This window comes from Streptomyces sp. NBC_01476 (assembly GCF_036227265.1).
GTDB lineage: Bacteria > Actinomycetota > Actinomycetes > Streptomycetales > Streptomycetaceae > Actinacidiphila.
This window is the reverse complement of the sequence record NZ_CP109446.1, coordinates 4,405,319-4,422,171: the sequence shown is the minus strand read 5'-3', so window position 1 is coordinate 4,422,171 and position 16,853 is coordinate 4,405,319. Positions and strand designations below refer to the sequence as shown.

At 68.7% G+C, this 16,853-nt stretch carries 9 protein-coding genes and 1 tRNA gene; 6 read left to right on the top strand and 4 right to left on the bottom strand.

What is annotated here, in order from left to right:
• Nucleotides 1-59: 59 nt before the first annotated feature.
• The gene (locus OG552_RS19300; protein WP_329134574.1) at nt 60-902 is read right to left on the bottom strand and encodes an LCP family protein; all 843 of its coding nucleotides are present in this window, start codon (nt 900-902) and stop codon (nt 60-62) included.
• A 198-nt stretch (nt 903-1,100) separates the two neighbouring features.
• Between OG552_RS19300 and OG552_RS19295 the strand changes: the two genes are divergently transcribed.
• From OG552_RS19295 to OG552_RS19285, 3 genes are all read left to right on the top strand, one after another.
• Nucleotides 1,101-3,425, top strand: a complete 2,325-nt coding sequence (locus tag OG552_RS19295) for a (Fe-S)-binding protein (RefSeq protein ID WP_329134572.1) — start codon at nt 1,101-1,103, stop codon at nt 3,423-3,425.
• A 168-nt stretch (nt 3,426-3,593) separates the two neighbouring features.
• The gene (locus OG552_RS19290) at nt 3,594-4,532 is read left to right on the top strand and encodes a Yip1 family protein (protein WP_329134570.1); all 939 of its coding nucleotides are present in this window, start codon (nt 3,594-3,596) and stop codon (nt 4,530-4,532) included.
• Between the two features lie 277 nt (nt 4,533-4,809).
• Complete coding sequence (locus OG552_RS19285; protein WP_329134568.1) at nt 4,810-5,250, top strand: DUF2000 domain-containing protein; 441 nt, start codon at nt 4,810-4,812, stop codon at nt 5,248-5,250.
• Between the two features lie 145 nt (nt 5,251-5,395).
• Here the strand turns inward: OG552_RS19285 and dcd are convergent, their stop codons facing one another.
• The gene (gene dcd, locus OG552_RS19280; protein ID WP_329134565.1) at nt 5,396-5,971 is read right to left on the bottom strand and encodes a dCTP deaminase; all 576 of its coding nucleotides are present in this window, start codon (nt 5,969-5,971) and stop codon (nt 5,396-5,398) included.
• A 386-nt stretch (nt 5,972-6,357) separates the two neighbouring features.
• On the opposite strand from dcd, the gene OG552_RS19275 reads away from it, so the two are divergent.
• The 3 genes from OG552_RS19275 (at nt 6,358) to OG552_RS19265 (ending at nt 8,966) form a co-directional block, all read left to right on the top strand.
• Nucleotides 6,358-6,431: transfer RNA gene (locus tag OG552_RS19275), tRNA-Gly, on the top strand.
• A gap of 368 nt (nt 6,432-6,799) precedes the next feature.
• Nucleotides 6,800-7,321 (top strand): hypothetical protein, encoded by a 522-nt coding sequence (locus OG552_RS19270; protein ID WP_329134563.1) that lies wholly within the window; start codon nt 6,800-6,802, stop codon nt 7,319-7,321.
• A gap of 415 nt (nt 7,322-7,736) precedes the next feature.
• Nucleotides 7,737-8,966: an IS110 family transposase gene (locus tag OG552_RS19265; RefSeq protein WP_329140945.1), complete on the top strand. Its 1,230-nt coding sequence runs from the start codon at nt 7,737-7,739 to the stop codon at nt 8,964-8,966.
• 392 nt (nt 8,967-9,358) lie between these two features.
• Here the strand turns inward: OG552_RS19265 and OG552_RS19260 are convergent, their stop codons facing one another.
• Together OG552_RS19260 and OG552_RS19255 are read right to left on the bottom strand one after the other, a co-directional pair.
• A complete protein-coding gene (locus tag OG552_RS19260; RefSeq protein ID WP_329134561.1) occupies nt 9,359-9,820 on the bottom strand; it encodes a hypothetical protein in 462 nt (153 codons plus the stop codon).
• Nucleotides 9,817-16,725, bottom strand: a complete 6,909-nt coding sequence (locus OG552_RS19255; protein WP_329134559.1) for an RHS repeat-associated core domain-containing protein — start codon at nt 16,723-16,725, stop codon at nt 9,817-9,819. The genes OG552_RS19260 and OG552_RS19255 overlap by 4 nt, the downstream gene beginning before the upstream one ends.
• Nucleotides 16,726-16,853 lie beyond the last annotated feature (128 nt).

The following is a 16,853-nucleotide window of genomic DNA, read 5'->3' as shown; positions in this document are numbered from 1 at the left end:
AACTGACTCAAGAGTGCCCCACTCCGGATCTTCTGTCAACAGAGGTGAGTCAACCTGACTCAACTTACCGGCGTGGGCTGCGCGCAGCCGGGCGCCCGGTGCGGGCAGAGCGGCCGATCGGTCCGCACCGCCAGGAAGAGCCGGCCCGCGTCCGGCTCCCGGACCACGCCCCGCTTGACCATCGGAACGGTCCGGAAGGCGATGCCGTCGGCCGGCAGCTTGCGCAGACTGCCGGCCAGTTCGTACAGCGCGGGCAGCGAGCTGAGCCCCGGGTCCGCGGTGAGCGAGGAGGTGGCGGTGTCCAGGAAGCCGTAGAGCTGCGCCGGGTGGGCCAGGGACCCGCCGTGGGCGTCCAGCGGCAGCGCGCTGAGCAGGTCGCCCCTGCGGTCAAGGGTACGGCCGCCGACCGCCCGCGCGATCTTCTGGAAGCCGGCCACGTCGACCACCAGATGGTGGTCGATCCGGATGCCGCTGAGCCGTTCGAAGGCGCGGATCGAGCAGGCGGTGCCGCCGTCGCGGAAGGCCACCGCGAAGGGCTCGTAGGCGGCCGGCACCGCGCCGCCGCCGGGCTTGCTGCAACTCGGCGCGGCCACCATCAGCTCCCGCGGTACGCCGACGGCCGCGGCCCGCTGCCGGTCGGCGGACAGGTGCAGCAGGACCGCCGCCTCGGGCTCGCCGTTCCCGCCCTGGGCGGCGCTCGCCGTCCCCATCACCAGGATGTTGCGGGCGCCTGGCACCAGCACCGGCGGCCGCTCCCCGGCGTACCGCTCCAGCACCCGCTCGGCGGCGTGGTCGGTGTGGATGTTCCCGCTGAACTTGCGGTAGGCCGCCCACCCCAGCCCGGCCGTCACCACCAGGGCGAGGCCGGCCACGATCGCCGCCCAGCGCAGTACGGCGCGCATCCGCGGGCCCTCCTCACGCTAGGTTGTCGGCTATCTCCATTTTTGTCACGATCCCGACCGCTTCAACCGCGATCCGGGCCGCGACACAGATCACCCGCAGGAAGCTTTATGGGCCCGGGGTTCCCGGGTAACCTCAGCCGAGAGCGGAGTAAGTTACCGCTTAGTAAGTCCCAGCTCGCGCAGGCCCGAGGAGCCCTCATGCAGCTCGCCGCGATCATCGTGTCGCTGGTCCTCACCGCGGTCGGCGTCGCGCTGATCAGCCTCGCCGTCGCCCAGATCTACCGGTTCGTCACGCTCGGCCAGCCCGTCCCGGCCGGCAGCCGCACCGACGACCCGGTGGCGCGCACCAAGACGCTGGCCAAGGAGTTCCTCGGCCACACCCGGATGAACAAGTGGGGCGTCATCGGCGTCGCGCACTGGTTCGTCGCGGTCGGCTTCCTGACCCTCGGCCTGACGATCGTGAACGCGTACGGCCAGCTCTTCCAGGCCGACTGGATCCTCCCGGTGATCGGCACCTGGCCGCCGTACGAGGTCTACATCGACTTCATCGCCCTCTTCACCACCCTGGGCATCCTCACCCTGATGGCGATCCGGCTGCTGAACCTGCCCTCCCGGGCCGGCCGCAAGTCCCGCTTCGCCGGCTCCACCGCCTGGCAGGCGTACTTCGTCGAGTACGTCATCCTGGTGATCGGCCTGGCCATCCTCACCCTGCGCGGCCTTGAGGGCGCCATCCACGGCGTCGACCACTACGAGGCGTCCTACTGGGCCTCGTACCCGCTGGTCGTCGCGTTCCGCGGCCTGAGCACCGGCACCCTCCAGACGCTGATCTACCTCACCGCCATGATCAAGCTCGGCGTCACCATGACCTGGGCGATCACCGTCGGCCTCAACACCGGCATGGGCGTGGCCTGGCACCGCTTCCTGGCCTTCCCCAACATCTGGTTCAAGCGCGACGCGACCGGCCCGGTGGCACTCGGCGCCCTCCAGCCGATGACCTCCGCGGGCGTACCGATCAACTTCGAGGACCCGGGCGAGGACGACGTCTTCGGCGTCTCCCAGGTCGAGCAGTTCTCCTGGAAGGGCATCCTCGACTTCTCCACCTGCACCGAGTGCGGACGCTGCCAGTCGCAGTGCCCCGCCTGGAACACCGGCAAGCCGCTCTCCCCCAAACTGCTGATCATGTCGCTGCGCGACCACGCGCACGCCAAGGCGCCCTACCTGCTGGCCGGCGGCGGCAAGACGACGGAGGGCGAGGAGAAGGCCACCGCGGAGCAGCTCGCCGGGGTCCCCGCCGCCGCGCTCGCGGAGGCCGAACGCCCGCTGATCGGCACGCTGGAGGAGAACGGCGTCATCGACCCCGACGTCCTGTGGTCCTGCACCACCTGCGGCGCCTGCGTCGAGCAGTGCCCGGTCGACATCGAACACGTCGACCACATCGTCGACATGCGCCGCTACCAGGTGATGATCGAGTCGGCCTTCCCGTCCGAGGCGGGCACGATGCTCAAGAACCTGGAGAAGAAGGGCAACCCGTGGGGCCTGCCCAAGAAGCAGCGCCTGGCCTGGGTCCAGGAGGTCGGCTTCGAGGTCCCCATCGTCGGCGAGGACATCGAGGACCTGACGGACGTGGAGTACCTCTACTGGGTCGGCTGCGCCGGCTCCCTGGAGGACCGCGCCAAGAAGACCACCAAAGCGTTCGCCGAACTGCTGCACATCGCGGGCGTGAAGTTCGCGATCATGGGCGGCGAGGAGAACTGCACCGGTGACTCGGCCCGCCGCCTGGGCAACGAATTCCTCTTCCAGCAGCTCGGCATGGAGAACGTGGCCATGCTCAACATGGCCTTCGGCGAGGACGACGACGACCCGTCGACCGTGAAGCCCAAGGCGTCGAAGAAGATCGTGGCCACCTGCCCGCACTGCTTCAACACCATCGCCAACGAATACCCGCAGCTCGGCGGCGAGTACGAGGTCATCCACCACACCCAGCTGCTGCAGACCCTGGTGGACGACGGCAAGCTCGTCCCGGTCACCCCGGTCGAGGGCCTGATCACCTACCACGACCCCTGCTACCTGGGCCGGCACAACAAGGTCTACACGCCCCCGCGCGAGATCATCGCCAGTGTGCCGGGGCTGCGCAGCGAGGAGATGCACCGCCACAAGGAGCGCGGCTTCTGCTGCGGCGCGGGCGGCGCCCGGATGTGGATGGAGGAGCGGATCGGCAAGCGCATCAACAACGAGCGGGTGGACGAGGCGCTGTCGCTCAACCCCGACATCGTCTCGACCGCGTGCCCGTTCTGCCTGGTGATGCTCTCCGACTCGGTCAACGGCAAGAAGAACGACGGGGCGGCGAAGGAGTCGCTCCAGGTGGTGGACGTGGCCCAGTTGCTGCTGGATTCGGTCCGGGTGCCGGTGGGGGTGGGAGCGGCGGCGGAGAGCGCCGGCGCCCCGGAGGCGGACACGGGGGCCGCCGGCTCCGCGGGACCCTCCGGCGCCGGCTCGGCCGACCTCAGCGGTCAGGCTTCGTAAGACGCGGGCACGGCACGGCGCGGGCCGGCTCCCCCGTACGGACGCGTCCGCTGTCCTCCGTACGGGGGACAGCGGGACGTTGCCGGGCGTGTCACAGGTTGGCAGCAATGGCCGGGAGCCGCAGCAGCCGCGGTACGGGACCCGGGCACACCGGGTACGTTCGAAGACGTGGCAGGTTTTAAGGGACGACAGCGCGAGGGCGGCCGGCAGCAGGGCGGATATCCGCCGCAGTACGGGCAGCAGGCCCCGCCCGGGCCGTACGCACCGGGTCATGGCGGGCCGGGTCACGTGGCCGGCGGCGGGGCGGGTGCCGGGGCGCCGTACGGATCTCCGTACGGGAACGGCCACGGCCAGGCGCCCTCGGGCGAGCCGGAGTACTACGCGCCCGCCCCCGGGTACGACGACGGGCCCGGGCACACCAGGGCCTTCACCTTCGGCGGGGACGCGGGGGTCGCCGGCCCGTACCCGGCGGGCGCGGACCCGTACCCGGCCGGTCCCGGGGCCCCCTACGGCGACGACAACGTGGCCACGTACCGCGCCGGCCAGTCCGCGACCCCGCCGGCCGGCCCGCGCCTGCACTGGAAGGACCTGCTGCGCGGCATCGTGCGGCACCCGAACCGGACCTTCTGGCAGATGCGGGACCACGCGGTGTGGGCGCCCGCCCTCATCGTCACCTTCGTCTACGGCCTGCTCGCGGTCTTCGGCTTCGACGCGGCACGGCACGACATCCTCGGCTCCACCCTGTCCACCAGCGTCCCGTGGGTGCTGACCACCGGTATCGCGGTGGTGATCTGCGGCTTCACCCTCAGCGCGGTCACCAACACGCTGGCCCGCCAGCTCGGCGGCGACGGCGCCTGGGCCCCCACCATCGGCCTGGCGATGCTCATCACGTCGCTGACCGACGCCCCGCGGTTGCTCTTCGCGCTCTTCCTCGGCGGCGGCAACGGCTTCGTGCAGCTGCTCGGCTGGCTGACCTGGCTGGCCTGCGGGTGGCTGCTGACGTCGATGGTGAGCAAGTCGCACGACTTGCCGTGGCTCAGGGCGCTGGGGGCGGCGTCGATCCAGTTGGTGGCGCTGCTGATGCTGTTCAAGCTGCCGCTGATCTGAGGGGGCGCCTTCGGCGTCGGGGGCGGGGGGGCTTCGGCCTTTTTTGGGGGCCTTCGGCGTCGGGGGGTGGCGTCGGGCCTGGCCGGGCGGGCGCCGTCCTCGGCATCGCGACCTCAGGGCCGTGACCTCGGGGCCGTGACCTCGGGACCGTGACCGCAGGGCTGTGACCTCGGGGCCGTGACCTCGGGGCCGTGACCGCAGGGCTGTGGCCTCGGCGTCCGGACCGTGCAAGGAACGTACAAGACCGGGGCGGGCGGGCGGCCCGAGGCTTGGCCGTATGACCACCGAACCAACTGCCGCCGAAACCGTCCGCTTCGACACGAAGATCGCCGTACTGCTGCGGGACGACCTGGAGCCGTGGCAGCGGCTCAATGTGACCGCGTTCCTGGTGAGCGGGTTGGGCTCGCAGCTCCCCGAGGTGATCGGGGAACCGTACGAGGACGCCGACGGGACGCCGTACCTGCCGATGTTCCGGCAGCCGGTACTGGTCTTCGAGGGCTCGAAGGAAGTGCTCACGGCGGCGCACGCCCGGGCACTGTCCCGGACCCTGCCGAGGGCCGTCTTCACCGCGGACCTCTTCGCCACGGGCCACGACGAGGCCAACCGGGCGGCCGTACGGGCCGTACCGCGCGATCAGTTGGACCTGGTGGGGCTCTCCGTGCACGGGCCGCGCAACGCGGTCGACAAGGTGCTCAAGGGGGCGCGGATGCATCCGTAAGGGGGGTGGGGGTGCTTGCGGTGGGACCGTCCTCGGTCGGAGGCCGCCCGCGGGGGGACCGTCCTGGGTCGGCGGCCGGCCTTCGGGCCCGGGTACTTACGGGTCCGGCCCCTTTCGTTGTCCCTATCCCGCCCCCGCCGGGCGGTCAGACCTGGGTGCGGTGGAAGTTGAGGAACGAGCGGGAGGCGGTCGGCCCGCGCTGGCCCTGGTAGCGGGACCCGTAGTGCTGGGAACCGTACGGGAATTCGGCCGGTGAGGAGAGCCGGAAGAGGCAGAGCTGGCCGATCTTCATGCCGGGCCACAGCTTGATCGGGAGCGTGGCCACGTTCGACAGCTCCAGGGTCACGTGCCCGGAGAAGCCCGGGTCGATGAAGCCGGCCGTCGAGTGCGTGAGCAGCCCCAGCCGCCCCAGACTCGACTTGCCCTCCAGGCGGGAGGCGATGTCGTCCGGCAGCGTGATCACTTCATACGTGGACGCGAGGACGAACTCGCCGGGGTGCAGGATGAACGCGTCGTCGCCTTCCGGCTCCACCAGCCGGGTCAGATCGGGCTGTTCGACGGCGGGGTCGATGTGCGGGTACCGGTGGTTCTCGAAGACCCGGAAGAACCGGTCCAGCCGTACGTCGATGCTCGACGGCTGCACCATCGACGGCTCGAACGGATCCACGCGTACGTGGCCGTTGTCGATTTCGGTCCGGATGTCCTTGTCTGAGAGAAGCACGCCCCGAGACTAACGCGGCCCCGCCCGGGGCCGCGTCTCCGACCCCTATTTCCCACCGACCGCCGAAACCGGCACGGCATGCCGCAGCCGCGCGCACTTCGGACACCTCAACAGCCGCCCCGGCCCCAGCCGGTCGGCCCCCAGATGCTGCATCGGAAACGAGGCCGTACTGAACACGTGCCCCTCGGCACAACGAACAACGGTGCGCTCCATGAAGTCCCTTCCCCAACTCCGCGTGGCAGACAAACCCACACATTAGGGGATCCCCGACCCCACCCCGTCCAGCACCACACCGCACCCCCAACCTACCCCCGCTTCCCCCTCCCCCCACCTCCCCCACCCATGCGGTAGAGTGTCCCCAGATCCCCCCTCCGGGGGCGATTTACGCGGATGTAGTTTAATGGTAGAACATGAGCTTCCCAAGCTCAGAGCGCGGGTTCGATTCCCGTCATCCGCTCCAAAAAAAGGCCCAGGTCAATGACCCGGGCCTTTGTTGTTGTCCAGACCAATTCGATGGCCGTGTGCCATATCCGTGCCATTGGACCTGGAATTCCGGGGCACGGGCGGGCCGCGCGACCGCAGTTGACCGGCGCTGGCCGGGATTGACCAGATGGCGAGACGCATTTTCAGTGACCTGCGTCACGTCGGAGCGCGGGCTTTGCCCATACAACTCCCGATATATCTCCCAGTTTTCAGCGAGAAGACCCCTGAAAGCACCCGCTGCCACCCAGCGAAGCGACAGCGAGCTGGCCGTGCCACCGCCGTGCCACAGAGGCCCCCTGATGGGCCTGGGACGCGTGCCCTGTCCGGCTCCCAGGCTGTGCTGCCATGGGGAACAAGCTCACGCACGAGGGCGACGCCTTCATCAACTTCCGGGACTACAAGTTCCGCGGTGCCAAGTCGCATGGCTTCAGTTGGGTTAGCGTCAAGCATCTGAGGCTCGCCCCAGACGCTGTCAGCGATGAGGAGTTGCTCACCGCACTCGTCGGTCATGAACAGTTCCGGGACGACTACGCAGGCGGTGGAGTGCTGCCGGATGGACCCAGGCACGGCCCGTATTGGCTGAGGTCGGTCACCCCCGACGTCTACGAGACCGTCAGCTTGGAAAAAGGTGTGCAGATCCTCCGGGAGTGGCTGAGCAGGTTCGAGGACGCACCCGCCGAACTGGAGGCGGATCTGCAGCAGGAGGTGTTCGACCGCATGGCCGCGGCTGACCACCTCTATTACCTGGGCGAGCTCGGGGACGAGGCCGTCCACGGCTGGGGGCGTGTGCACGAGTACTTCCACGAATTCGTGCTCATCGACCGCTCGGCTGGACGGATCACACTCCTCGTCGCGGCCGACGACTGATTCGACCGTCAGCGACCAAGCACACCCGCCTTGGCCTCCCTCGAATGTCTCCAACCGGCCTTGAGGCCAAGAGCCCTCCGACTGCTACTCGTCTGTGTCGGAGCGGACAGCCACGGCCAGACGCGGACGCGCGGGCGTGAGCCGCCGGACAGCGCCCCCGCCGCCTAATGGGAGCTATCGGGTCGTGGGTGAGACTCGGTAGGTGGCCGCCAGTAGGTGAGCACTATTGCCGCCGGAGCCGTTCGAGCTCTGTGGTCAGACCGTGCCCCTGCTGGTCCGGCCGGGAGGCCATGACTGCTGATGGGATGGCGTGCCCGCCGAGCTGTTACGGGCGTGAGCACTAAATCCATTAGGGCGCGAGCTGTGTCTTCCGCGGGCCGCACGCACGTTGTCCGTTGAGAGGTTGGAGAAGCGGGTGCTGTTCGTCGGCGACGACTGGGCTGAAGACCACCATGATGTCGAGGTTCAGGACGGAACGGGCCGCAGGCTCGGCACCGCCCGGCTGATGGAGGGCGTCGAGGGCATCGCGAAACTGCACGCCCTGCTCGCCCGTCACGGCGGCGAGGACCTGGAACCCGAGCAGGTGGTCGTCGGGATCGAGACCGACCGGGGGCCGTGGGTGCAGGCCCTGCTCGCGGCTGGCTACCAGGTCTACGCGGTCAACCCGCGCCAGGCGGCTCGGTTCAAGGAGCGGTACGCGACGTCCGGCGCGAAGAGTGACCGCGGCGACGCCCACGCACTGGCCGACATGGTCCGCATCGACCGCGCCCAGCTGCGGCCGGTCGCGGGCGACAGCGAGCAGGCCCAGGCCGTCAAGGTCGTCGCCCGCGCCCACCAGACCTTGATCTGGGAACGGACCCGGACCTTCCAGCGGCTGCGGAACACGCTGCGCGAGTACTTCCCCGGTGCCCTGACCGCCTACGCGGGCCTGGAGCTGACCAGCACCGATGCGCTGGAGCTGCTGGTCAAGGCGCCCACGCCGGAGGCCGCGAAGAAGCTGACGAAGCCACAGATCATCGCCGTCCTGGCCCGTCACCGCCGCCGTGATCGGGACCAGAAGGCCGCCGCGATCCAGAAAGAGCTACGCGAGCCCCAGCTCGCCGTCGCCGTCCCGGTGGCCGCCGCCTACGCCGCCGCGGCCACCGCGCACGCCCGGCTGCTGCTGGCCCTGAACGAGCAGATAGACGCCCTCGAAGCCGAGGTGAAGACCCATTTTCTCACGCACCCGGACGCTGAGATCTACCTGTCGATGCCCGGCATCGGCGAGATCGTCGGGGCCCGGGTGCTGGCCGAGTTCGGCGACGACCCCACCCGCTATGCATCGGCGAAGGCCCGGAAGAACTACGCCGGCACCAGCCCGGTCACCCGCGCCTCCGGCAAGGTCCACACCGTCCAGGCCCGCTATGTCCGTAACAACCGGCTCGCCGACGCACTCCAGCGCCAGGCCTTCTGCGCCCTGCAGAACTCACCGGGTGCCCGCCGCTCCTACGACAAGCAGCGAGCCCGCGACCTTGACTACAACCCCGCGCTGCGCCAGGTCGGGAACCGCCTCGTCGGCATCCTGCACGGCTGCCTCAGGACCCGCACCAACTACGACGAAGAGGCCGCCTGGGCCCACCACGGCCAACTACCAGCAGCAGCCTGACTTGACACCCCAAAGCGATGGGATGTCTGACCAGCGGGTGCGCGTGCCAAGCACCTGTGCTTCCCAAGTTCAGAGCGTGAGTTCGATTGGCATCATCCGCTCTATGGACCAGCCCCAGGCCCGGCAACATGGGGCTATGTTGTTTCCGCAGAAAATTCGAGGGCCGTATATCATACCCGTGCCACTCGGCTAGAAATTCTGGGACATGGTCCGGTCGTTTCACTGAATTCAACCGACAGATGCCGAGATCGGCCAAATACCCGAGAGGCATCTTTGACAACCTATGTCACGCACTGATCTAATCTCGGCTCCACCAGCCAGCAGGAAGAAATCGAAAGGGGAAGGAACAACCAGTCGCCAGCGCGCGGTAAATCGTCGGCCCTACCGGGAGCTTACACTTCCGGAATGCTTGCGATCGTTACTTGCCCATCCATCAGACATTCGATGAGAACGGAACCACCAAGCGGGTAGATCCAGAAGTGTGGGCCCACATCAAGGATCTCCCGTGCATGCCTTACGGCAACATCCGCAGGCAGGGTGACAGTCGGCAACACGAGATTCCCCCAGAATATGGCGACGCGCATCCCACGTTCCACGCAAGAGGATAGCAGTTCCGATGCCATCCGCGCCCAGTCCTCTTCATCGTCCCACCAAATACGGTTCCTATACGAAGCAGAGTCCCAGTCAAGAGCAGCACTGAAAGTCGGTGGAAATCTGTTAAGGCTCACCGCCTCCAACTCCCGACTCTCAGCCCAGCCCAATTTCATGACTTGGCGACCGTCGCCGTCCTCAGGATTATTCATAAAGTCAGGTAGATAATCCGGGCGACTTGCATATTCGTTGTTCTCGGTCATCTTTGAAGCACCTTCATCCAGGGTGCGACGGTCGCGGATGGCCACCTTATGGCGTATTTACGAACGGCTGCACCCTTGCCCGTCATAACATTGATGTGCGCACCCTTATCAGGGTCAACATCCAAGCGGAACTCCCTGTATTCACCGCCACTTTTTCCGGTGAATCCAGTCACCTTTCCGAAGGTTTCGACGGCGCTCTCCAATCGCCCCCTGAGAGTGCTCCGAGTACCATTATCGAGCGTCCCCACGATGTCCAACCCGGTGTTCCTGGCCGCCTCGAACGAGTCTCTGTCAAGCGTGACTTCACTTCTCGGATTCGCCGGGTCGCATGCACAAGTCTCCGAGTGCCCATCAACCGATCCACCGCAGTTGTGGACCAGGATTGGAGTGCTGCCCGCTTCGACATAGTACGTGTGGAGGCCCGACACGGTGAGGTCGTAGGTGACCGAGGTGCTGTGGTAGTTACGGATGGTGGTGACGACTGCGGAGGTGCCGTTGGCTGTCAGGAGGTGCGTGCCGGGGGTCAGTTTGGAAGCGTCGGTCCACTGGTGGGTGGTGGCGTTCCAGAAGGGGTGGTGCCAGGTGGTGGTCAGCGTGGCCGGCTTGGCGGCGGCCGCCTTGGACCCGGGCTTCGCCGAGCTTGCCTTGGACGCCGAGCCCTTCGCCGGCTTCGCCGGGGTGATCGTCAGGGCGGTGAAGTCGTGGTCCGTTGTCGTGCGGATGACCTTTTCGACCACGTGGGCTGAGGTTTCGCCGGTCTGCGGGTCGGTCGCCTCTACGGTGTCGCCCACCCGCACCTTGGCGATGGGGACGTCCGCGCCGCCTGCCTCCAGGACCGGGGTACTGCCGGTGAAGCTGTGCGGGCCTCCACCGACCGCGCACGAACCCGCGTCCTCCGTCACCTCCTCGGCCTCGTCCTCCGCGAGGTCCGCGGCCTCCTTCTCCGCGAGTTCCTCGCCCGCCTCGTACGCGGCGATCTCGATCTCGTCCTCGCCGCCGGTGAGGAAGAAGCCCGCGACCATGGCGCCGGCCTTGATGCAGCCGCCCAGGGAGGGGTCGGAGACACAGCCGACCACGTCCGCGGCCCCCGAGGCGTGGTACGCGATCTTCGCGCCCTTCTTCAGGTCACTTGTGAAGGAGCCCCACGCGGACTTCTTCTTAGGCGCCTTCGGCTTGGGCTTCGGGTGGGTCAGCTCGTACTGGTAGATGCCGTACGAGACCGCCTGCTGGTAGAGGAGGTTGTTGAACTTCTGCGTGGCGTGCCCGTGGCTGTCGGTGTAACCCTGGTCGTGGTACCAGTCCGTCATCCCCTGCGCGCTGCCGAAGCCCAGACCCGTCACGTCGTCGTAGAGCATCGTGCCGGTCGGGTCCGACCCGGTCACCGGATCGTTGCCCGCGTAGTCGTAACCGCCCAGCTGCGTCGGGTCGGTGGACTCCAGGATCGGGTCCGCCGACAAGAACCGGCCGGAGGACGGGTCGTACTCCCGCGCCCCGAGGTTCTCCAGCCCCGTCGCCGGATCCGGTGTCCCGCCCACATAACCGTCGTCACCGCCCGGCCACGTGCCCGGCGCGGTGCGGGACTGGCCGAAGGGCAGGTAGGAACGGCGGGTCGGGGCCAGCGTCTGGTAGTCGATCGCCAGGGTGTCGGTGCCCTGCCGGTCCGGGATCAGGTACTGCACGTCACCGGTGTTGGAACGCTCGGCGACCGTCGTGCCGCCGAGGTCGTAGTAGCGGGTGCCGGACAGCGCGTGGGTGGAGGTGTTCTCCACGACCTGCTGGCCGTCCAGGAACAGCGTCGCCTGTCCCGGATCGGTGCGCAGCACGAGGTTGCCGTCGGTGTCGTAGAGGTAGTCGGTGGTGCCGCCGGTCGCGGTGTCGGACAGCGAGCCGAGGTCGCCCTGGTCGTTCCAGTTCAGGGTCTGGGTGCCGGCCTGCGTGGTGATCGAGGTGTCGTTCCCGGCCGCGTCGTAGGTGTAACCGGCGGTGTGCGCCGTCGCGGCCGGGCCGGTGGCGGCGGTGCTGGTGAGGGTGTTCGGCTGGTCGGTCGCTGAGCCCTGCCCCGGGTAGGTGTAGGACGTCGTGGTGTCGCCGGCCACCGCGCCGCCGGTGTCGTGGTCGGTCTGCGTCTTGCGGTTGCCGGCCGCGTCGTAAGTCCACGACTGCCAGTACGGGTTGGGGTCGCCGACGGTGGTGCTGTTGCCGGGGGCCGGCGTCGCGGCGCAGGCGTCGGTGGCGGTCCAGGCCGCGGACAGGCGGGTGGCGTAGTCGTACTGGAAGCACTGGGTGTCGGTGACCGCGCCGCTGTTCTGCTTGTTGGTGGTCGAGGTGACCAGGCCGGAACCGGCGGAGACATCGGCGTCGCTGTAGCTGTACTTGGTGTCGTCCACCACCGTCGCGGACGACGTCGTGGTGGTCTGCGCGTCGGTCAGCCGCTGGGTCTGCTCGTCGTAGCTGAGCCGCAGCGCCGCTCCGCTGCCCGTGGTGCCCATCGTGTACTGGAGCGGCTTGCCCAACTCGTCGTAGCCGACCGCCGCCACGTAGGCCCAGCCCACCGTGCTGCTGTCGCTGCCGGCGCTGGTCGGCTCCCCGTACAGGTCGTAGCCGTAAAGGAGTTGCTCACCGGGGAGTCCGCCGGCCGCCGGGTAGCTCTGGCTTGCCAGCAGACCGGTCACCGCGGTGTACGTGCGGCTGGTGATGTAACCGCCGGACGGTTCGAGGGCCGCTTCGGCCGTCGGCAGGTTCGCCAGCGTCTCGCGCTGGCTGCCGGGCTCACCGAGGCCGTTGTAGTTGAGGACCGTGGTCGTCACCGACGGGCTCGTCGTCCCCACCCGGTACGACGTCGACGCGGTCGGCAGGCCCTTCTTGAGGGTGTCGTACGTCCAGGCGCCGATCTCGTTCGCCGCGGCGGGGGCGGCGCTGCCGGACGTGTCGTACGCGAAGGTCTTCCGGCCGTCGGCGTCGTAGGTGTACGTGGTCTGCTTGCCGCGGGCGTCCGTCGAGGTGAGGACCTGGCCGGCGTTGTCGTACGTCGAACTGCTGGTGCCGGTGTCCGGGTCGGTCGCGGAGGTCTGGTTGCCGAGCAGGTCGTAGGACCAGGACCAGGAGTTGCCGGCCGCGTCTGTCTCACCGGTGCGGTCGCCGCTGGCGTCGTACGTGTAGCGCATGGCCGAGTAGTCGGCGGCGGGGTCGGCGGGGTCCGCCGGTACGCCCTGGTGGTACTGGTACAGGTCCGTGGTGTTGCCGCGGGCGTCGGTGAAGGTGCTCTGCGCGACGCTGCCCTTGGGCGGGACGGTCGTGGTGACGTTGCCGCCGTAACTGGTCGTGCTGCGCCAGGTCTCGGTACCGAGCTTGTACGAGATGACCGCGGTCTGGCGGCCCGTGCCGTCGTACAGGTAGCCGGTGGCCGACGGGACGTCTCCCACCTGCGCCTGGACCAGCGTGCCCGAGGGGGCACCGGTGGTGTAGTAGGCATCGGTGGTGCTGGCCTGCCAGCCGTCGGTGTTGTAGACGGTGTCGGTCACATCCCGGCCGCCGTCCATCGTGGCGGTCTGGGACTCGCGCTGCCGCAGCAGCGCGTCGTAGAGGACTTCGCTGGTGCGGTAAGTGTCGTGCGCGTCGTTGTTGAGGGTCTGGGTGGTGACGACCGAGGGCCCGGAGTTGGAGATCGTGTACGTGTGCTTGTCGACCGCGGCGTTGATGCCGGGTTTGAAGTCGGCGGTGGACCGGCCGAGCGCGTCGTACTGGTGCTTGGTGACGTATCCGGCGGGGTCGGTGCTCTGGAGCGCGACGTCGCGCAGCGGGTCGTAGGTCGTGACCGTGGTGAACAGCTTCGGGTCGGTGACGCTGACCGAGGTCGGCGAGGCTCCGGTGGCCGGGGTGTAGAGGGTCTTAGTCGTGCGGTTGTCGGCGTCGGTCGCGGTCAGCGTGCGGCCGTACACGTCGACGGTGCTGCTCGACATGGTGACGAAGGAGGGCGTCGCGCCGCTGTACGAGGCGGCGTTCTGGGTCAAGGTGACGCTTCCGGCGGTCGGCGCGGCACCGAGGACGGTCGAACCGTCGTAGTACGTACGGGTGTCGGAGACCGCGTCGTGCGGAAGGGCGGGCGTGGTGGCGCACTTGACCGCGACCGTGACGTTCTCCGCCGGCGCGTCCAGGATCCACGCGGTGGTGTTGTCCGCGTACGTGACGGTGGCGCACTGGTCGTCGGCCGCGGTGGTGACGTCGCCGAGGTCGTCGGTCTTGGCGACCCTGCCATAGGCGTCGTGGGTGTAGTCGGTCTCGGTCTCGCCGGTACGGCCGTCGGAGAACGGGGTGTAGACGCGTTCCCTGCTCTGACCAGTGAAGTACGCGTGCTGGGCGGGCAGTACGGTGCCGAGGCTGTGGGCGGCCTGCGACGCCGACGTCCAGGGGTCGGTGATGGTGTCGGTGACGACCTTCCCGCTGCCCGCACCGTCGTACACGACGGTCTCGTACGGCATGCCGGCGTACTGGTCGAGGTCGGTGACCGCCGGGTCGCCGCGGGAGTCGGTGACGGTGGCCGACCGGGTGCCGCTGCTCGGCAGGGTGTCGCCGTCCATGCCGCGGAAGTAGGTGTAGTCCGTCTCGGTGACCGGGTCGGGGGCGGTGCCGGTGGTGACCTTCATGCCCTGGTAGCCGCGGAACTCGTTCCAGGTCCGCTGCGTGGTCGGGGTCAGCGGGTTGTCGTCGTAGTGCCACGCCGGGGTGCCGATCGGCGTGTAGTGGGTGGTGACGTCGTCGTCCACGCCGCCGCTGTTGGGGTCCTGCTCGGTGACGGCGGTGACGATGTACTTGTTGAACCAGTCCATGACCGGGTCGGTCTGGCCGCCGGGCGTCCAGTAGGCCGGGTAGCAGAGCTTGGTGTTCTGGCTCGGGTCGCCGGGTGTGCCGGCGGCGCAGGCTGCCGTGGAGTAGTCGACGCTGATCGTCTCGCCGGTCTCGGTGACGATGGTGTCCAACCGGTGCCGGGTGATCGGGGGGTAGCCGTCGGTGACGTTCACCCGGTTCGCCAGGGGCCGCCCGGTCAGGGTGACCGGCGGGACCGATATCGCGGTGGTGGGGCCGCCGCCGGTGGCGTCCTTGCCGGTGCGGACGATCGAAGACAGCCACAGCGACGGCGTCGTGGAGTCCCCGGTGGCCGGGAAGGTGTGGGTGAAGGTGTAGGAGTCGACCGGAGTCAGCGCCGTGCCGGCCTCGGTGTCGATGCCGGTCAGTTCGTACTTCGACCAGAAGGTGGGTGAGGCGACGGTGCACGCCGCGTTCTGCGCGCACTGGAGGTCGAAGGGCACGTCGGGCCAGTCCTTCGCGGTGCCCGACGTCAGCGTGGACACGGCGCAGCCCGTGGTGGAGGTGTCGCAGCGGCCGTTGACGTCGAAGACGATCCGGCCGGTGGGGGTGGTGGAGTACACCTGGCCCGCGCGCTGGCCGTAGTCGATCTGCTTGAGGTAACCACCGCGGGTGTACGGGGTATTGGCGGTGGTGCCGAGGTCCCGGGCGTAGTAGCCGGTGTCGTCGGTGTAGTAGTACGAGACCGCGTCCTGGTGGGCGTCCACGACGTAGTCGAGGTTCCAGCGGTACGCCTGCTGGCACCAGGAGTTGGCGAATGTCGCGTTGTAGCAGGGCTGTCCGGACTTGGTCGCGTAGACCGGCTCGGTCCATACGGAGTTGGTGGCGGTGTCGCCGGAGGCGTAGCCCGGGAGTTGGTTGCGGCCGAAGTAGTACTGGGTGCCGTCGTCAGTGGTGACGACCCAGTACTCGCCGTTCTGGGCGCCGTTGACGGCGCCGGTCTCGTACTGGATGCGCTCGTTGGCGTCGTCCTGCGGGTGCCAGTCGCCGGTGGTGTCGTCCTTGATCAGCGTCGAGGACTGGCCGGCCAGCGACATGGTGAGGGTGTTGCTGTCGGACCAGCAGTTGTCCTCGGTCTTGGTCGCGCCCGCCGGGTTCTGGTCGCAGGACTGGTAGGAGCGCTCGATGAAGCCCGGGTCGTAGTCGAAGCCGTCACCGATCGAGGACGCCTGGTTGTTCGTGGAGGACGTCAGGCCGTCCTGGGACTGGGAGTTGTAGTCGAGCGAGACCTTGGGTGCCAGTCCGCCGGGGACGGTCGGCGTGACGATGGGGTACGACCAGGAGAAGGCGTCGGAGCTGCCGCCGGCCTGCCAGGTCGAGGAGGGCTGGAGGGAGGTGGCGGCGAAGTCGCCGCCTCCGCCGCCCGCCGCACCGGCCGCTGCCAGCACCGTGTCGGGCGAGGCCGCCGCGAGGTTGACGTCGGCGGTCAACGTCCGGGCGTTCGCGTCATCGCTCGACGCGACCGGCGTCTGGGTACGGCACTCGGCCTTCTCGGGTGTGGTGAGCGCGCAGGCCGGCAGCGACACCAGGTGCAGCCGCGAGGCCCAGTCGCCGCCGAAGCCCTGGGCGAACTGGCCGTAGTCCAGGATGAGTCCGAGGCCGGCCGGCGCCTTGCCCGCGCCGTCGGTGCGGGTCAGCGAGAGCAGGACGCCGTTGACGCCCACGGCCTGGGCCTTGCTCTGGGGCAGCACCTGGACACCGACGCCGGACGGGGTGCCGGACGCAACGGTGGTGCCGGTCGCGCTCTTGGCCTCGGCCGAACCGGCCGCCGGACGGCCCTTGTTGGCCTTCGGACCGACCCATACCGGCAGGGACCCCGCGCGCTTCGGAATGCCGACGGAGCTGGTGTCCAGCGAGACATCCGCCTGCCCGGACGGCCAGGAGACCGTACCCGACCGGAAGGACGGCATGGCCTTCGGCTTGGTGTAGTGCGAGGCCACCGGGGTGACCGGAACCGACGTCGGCTTCGGCAGCGGCGGCAGCTTGACACCGGATGCCGCCTGCGCGGGCACCACTTGCAACAGCGCGGCGCACACGGCCATGGCGCCGACCGCAGCGGTCAGCGCACGCAGTGGAAATCGGTCGGGCCTCCGCGCGGTTCTTCCGCGTGCCCCGCCCGTCGTGCCCCGTCGGTACCAGCCCCTGCCGGAAGCCACCGTGTCCCGCCCCT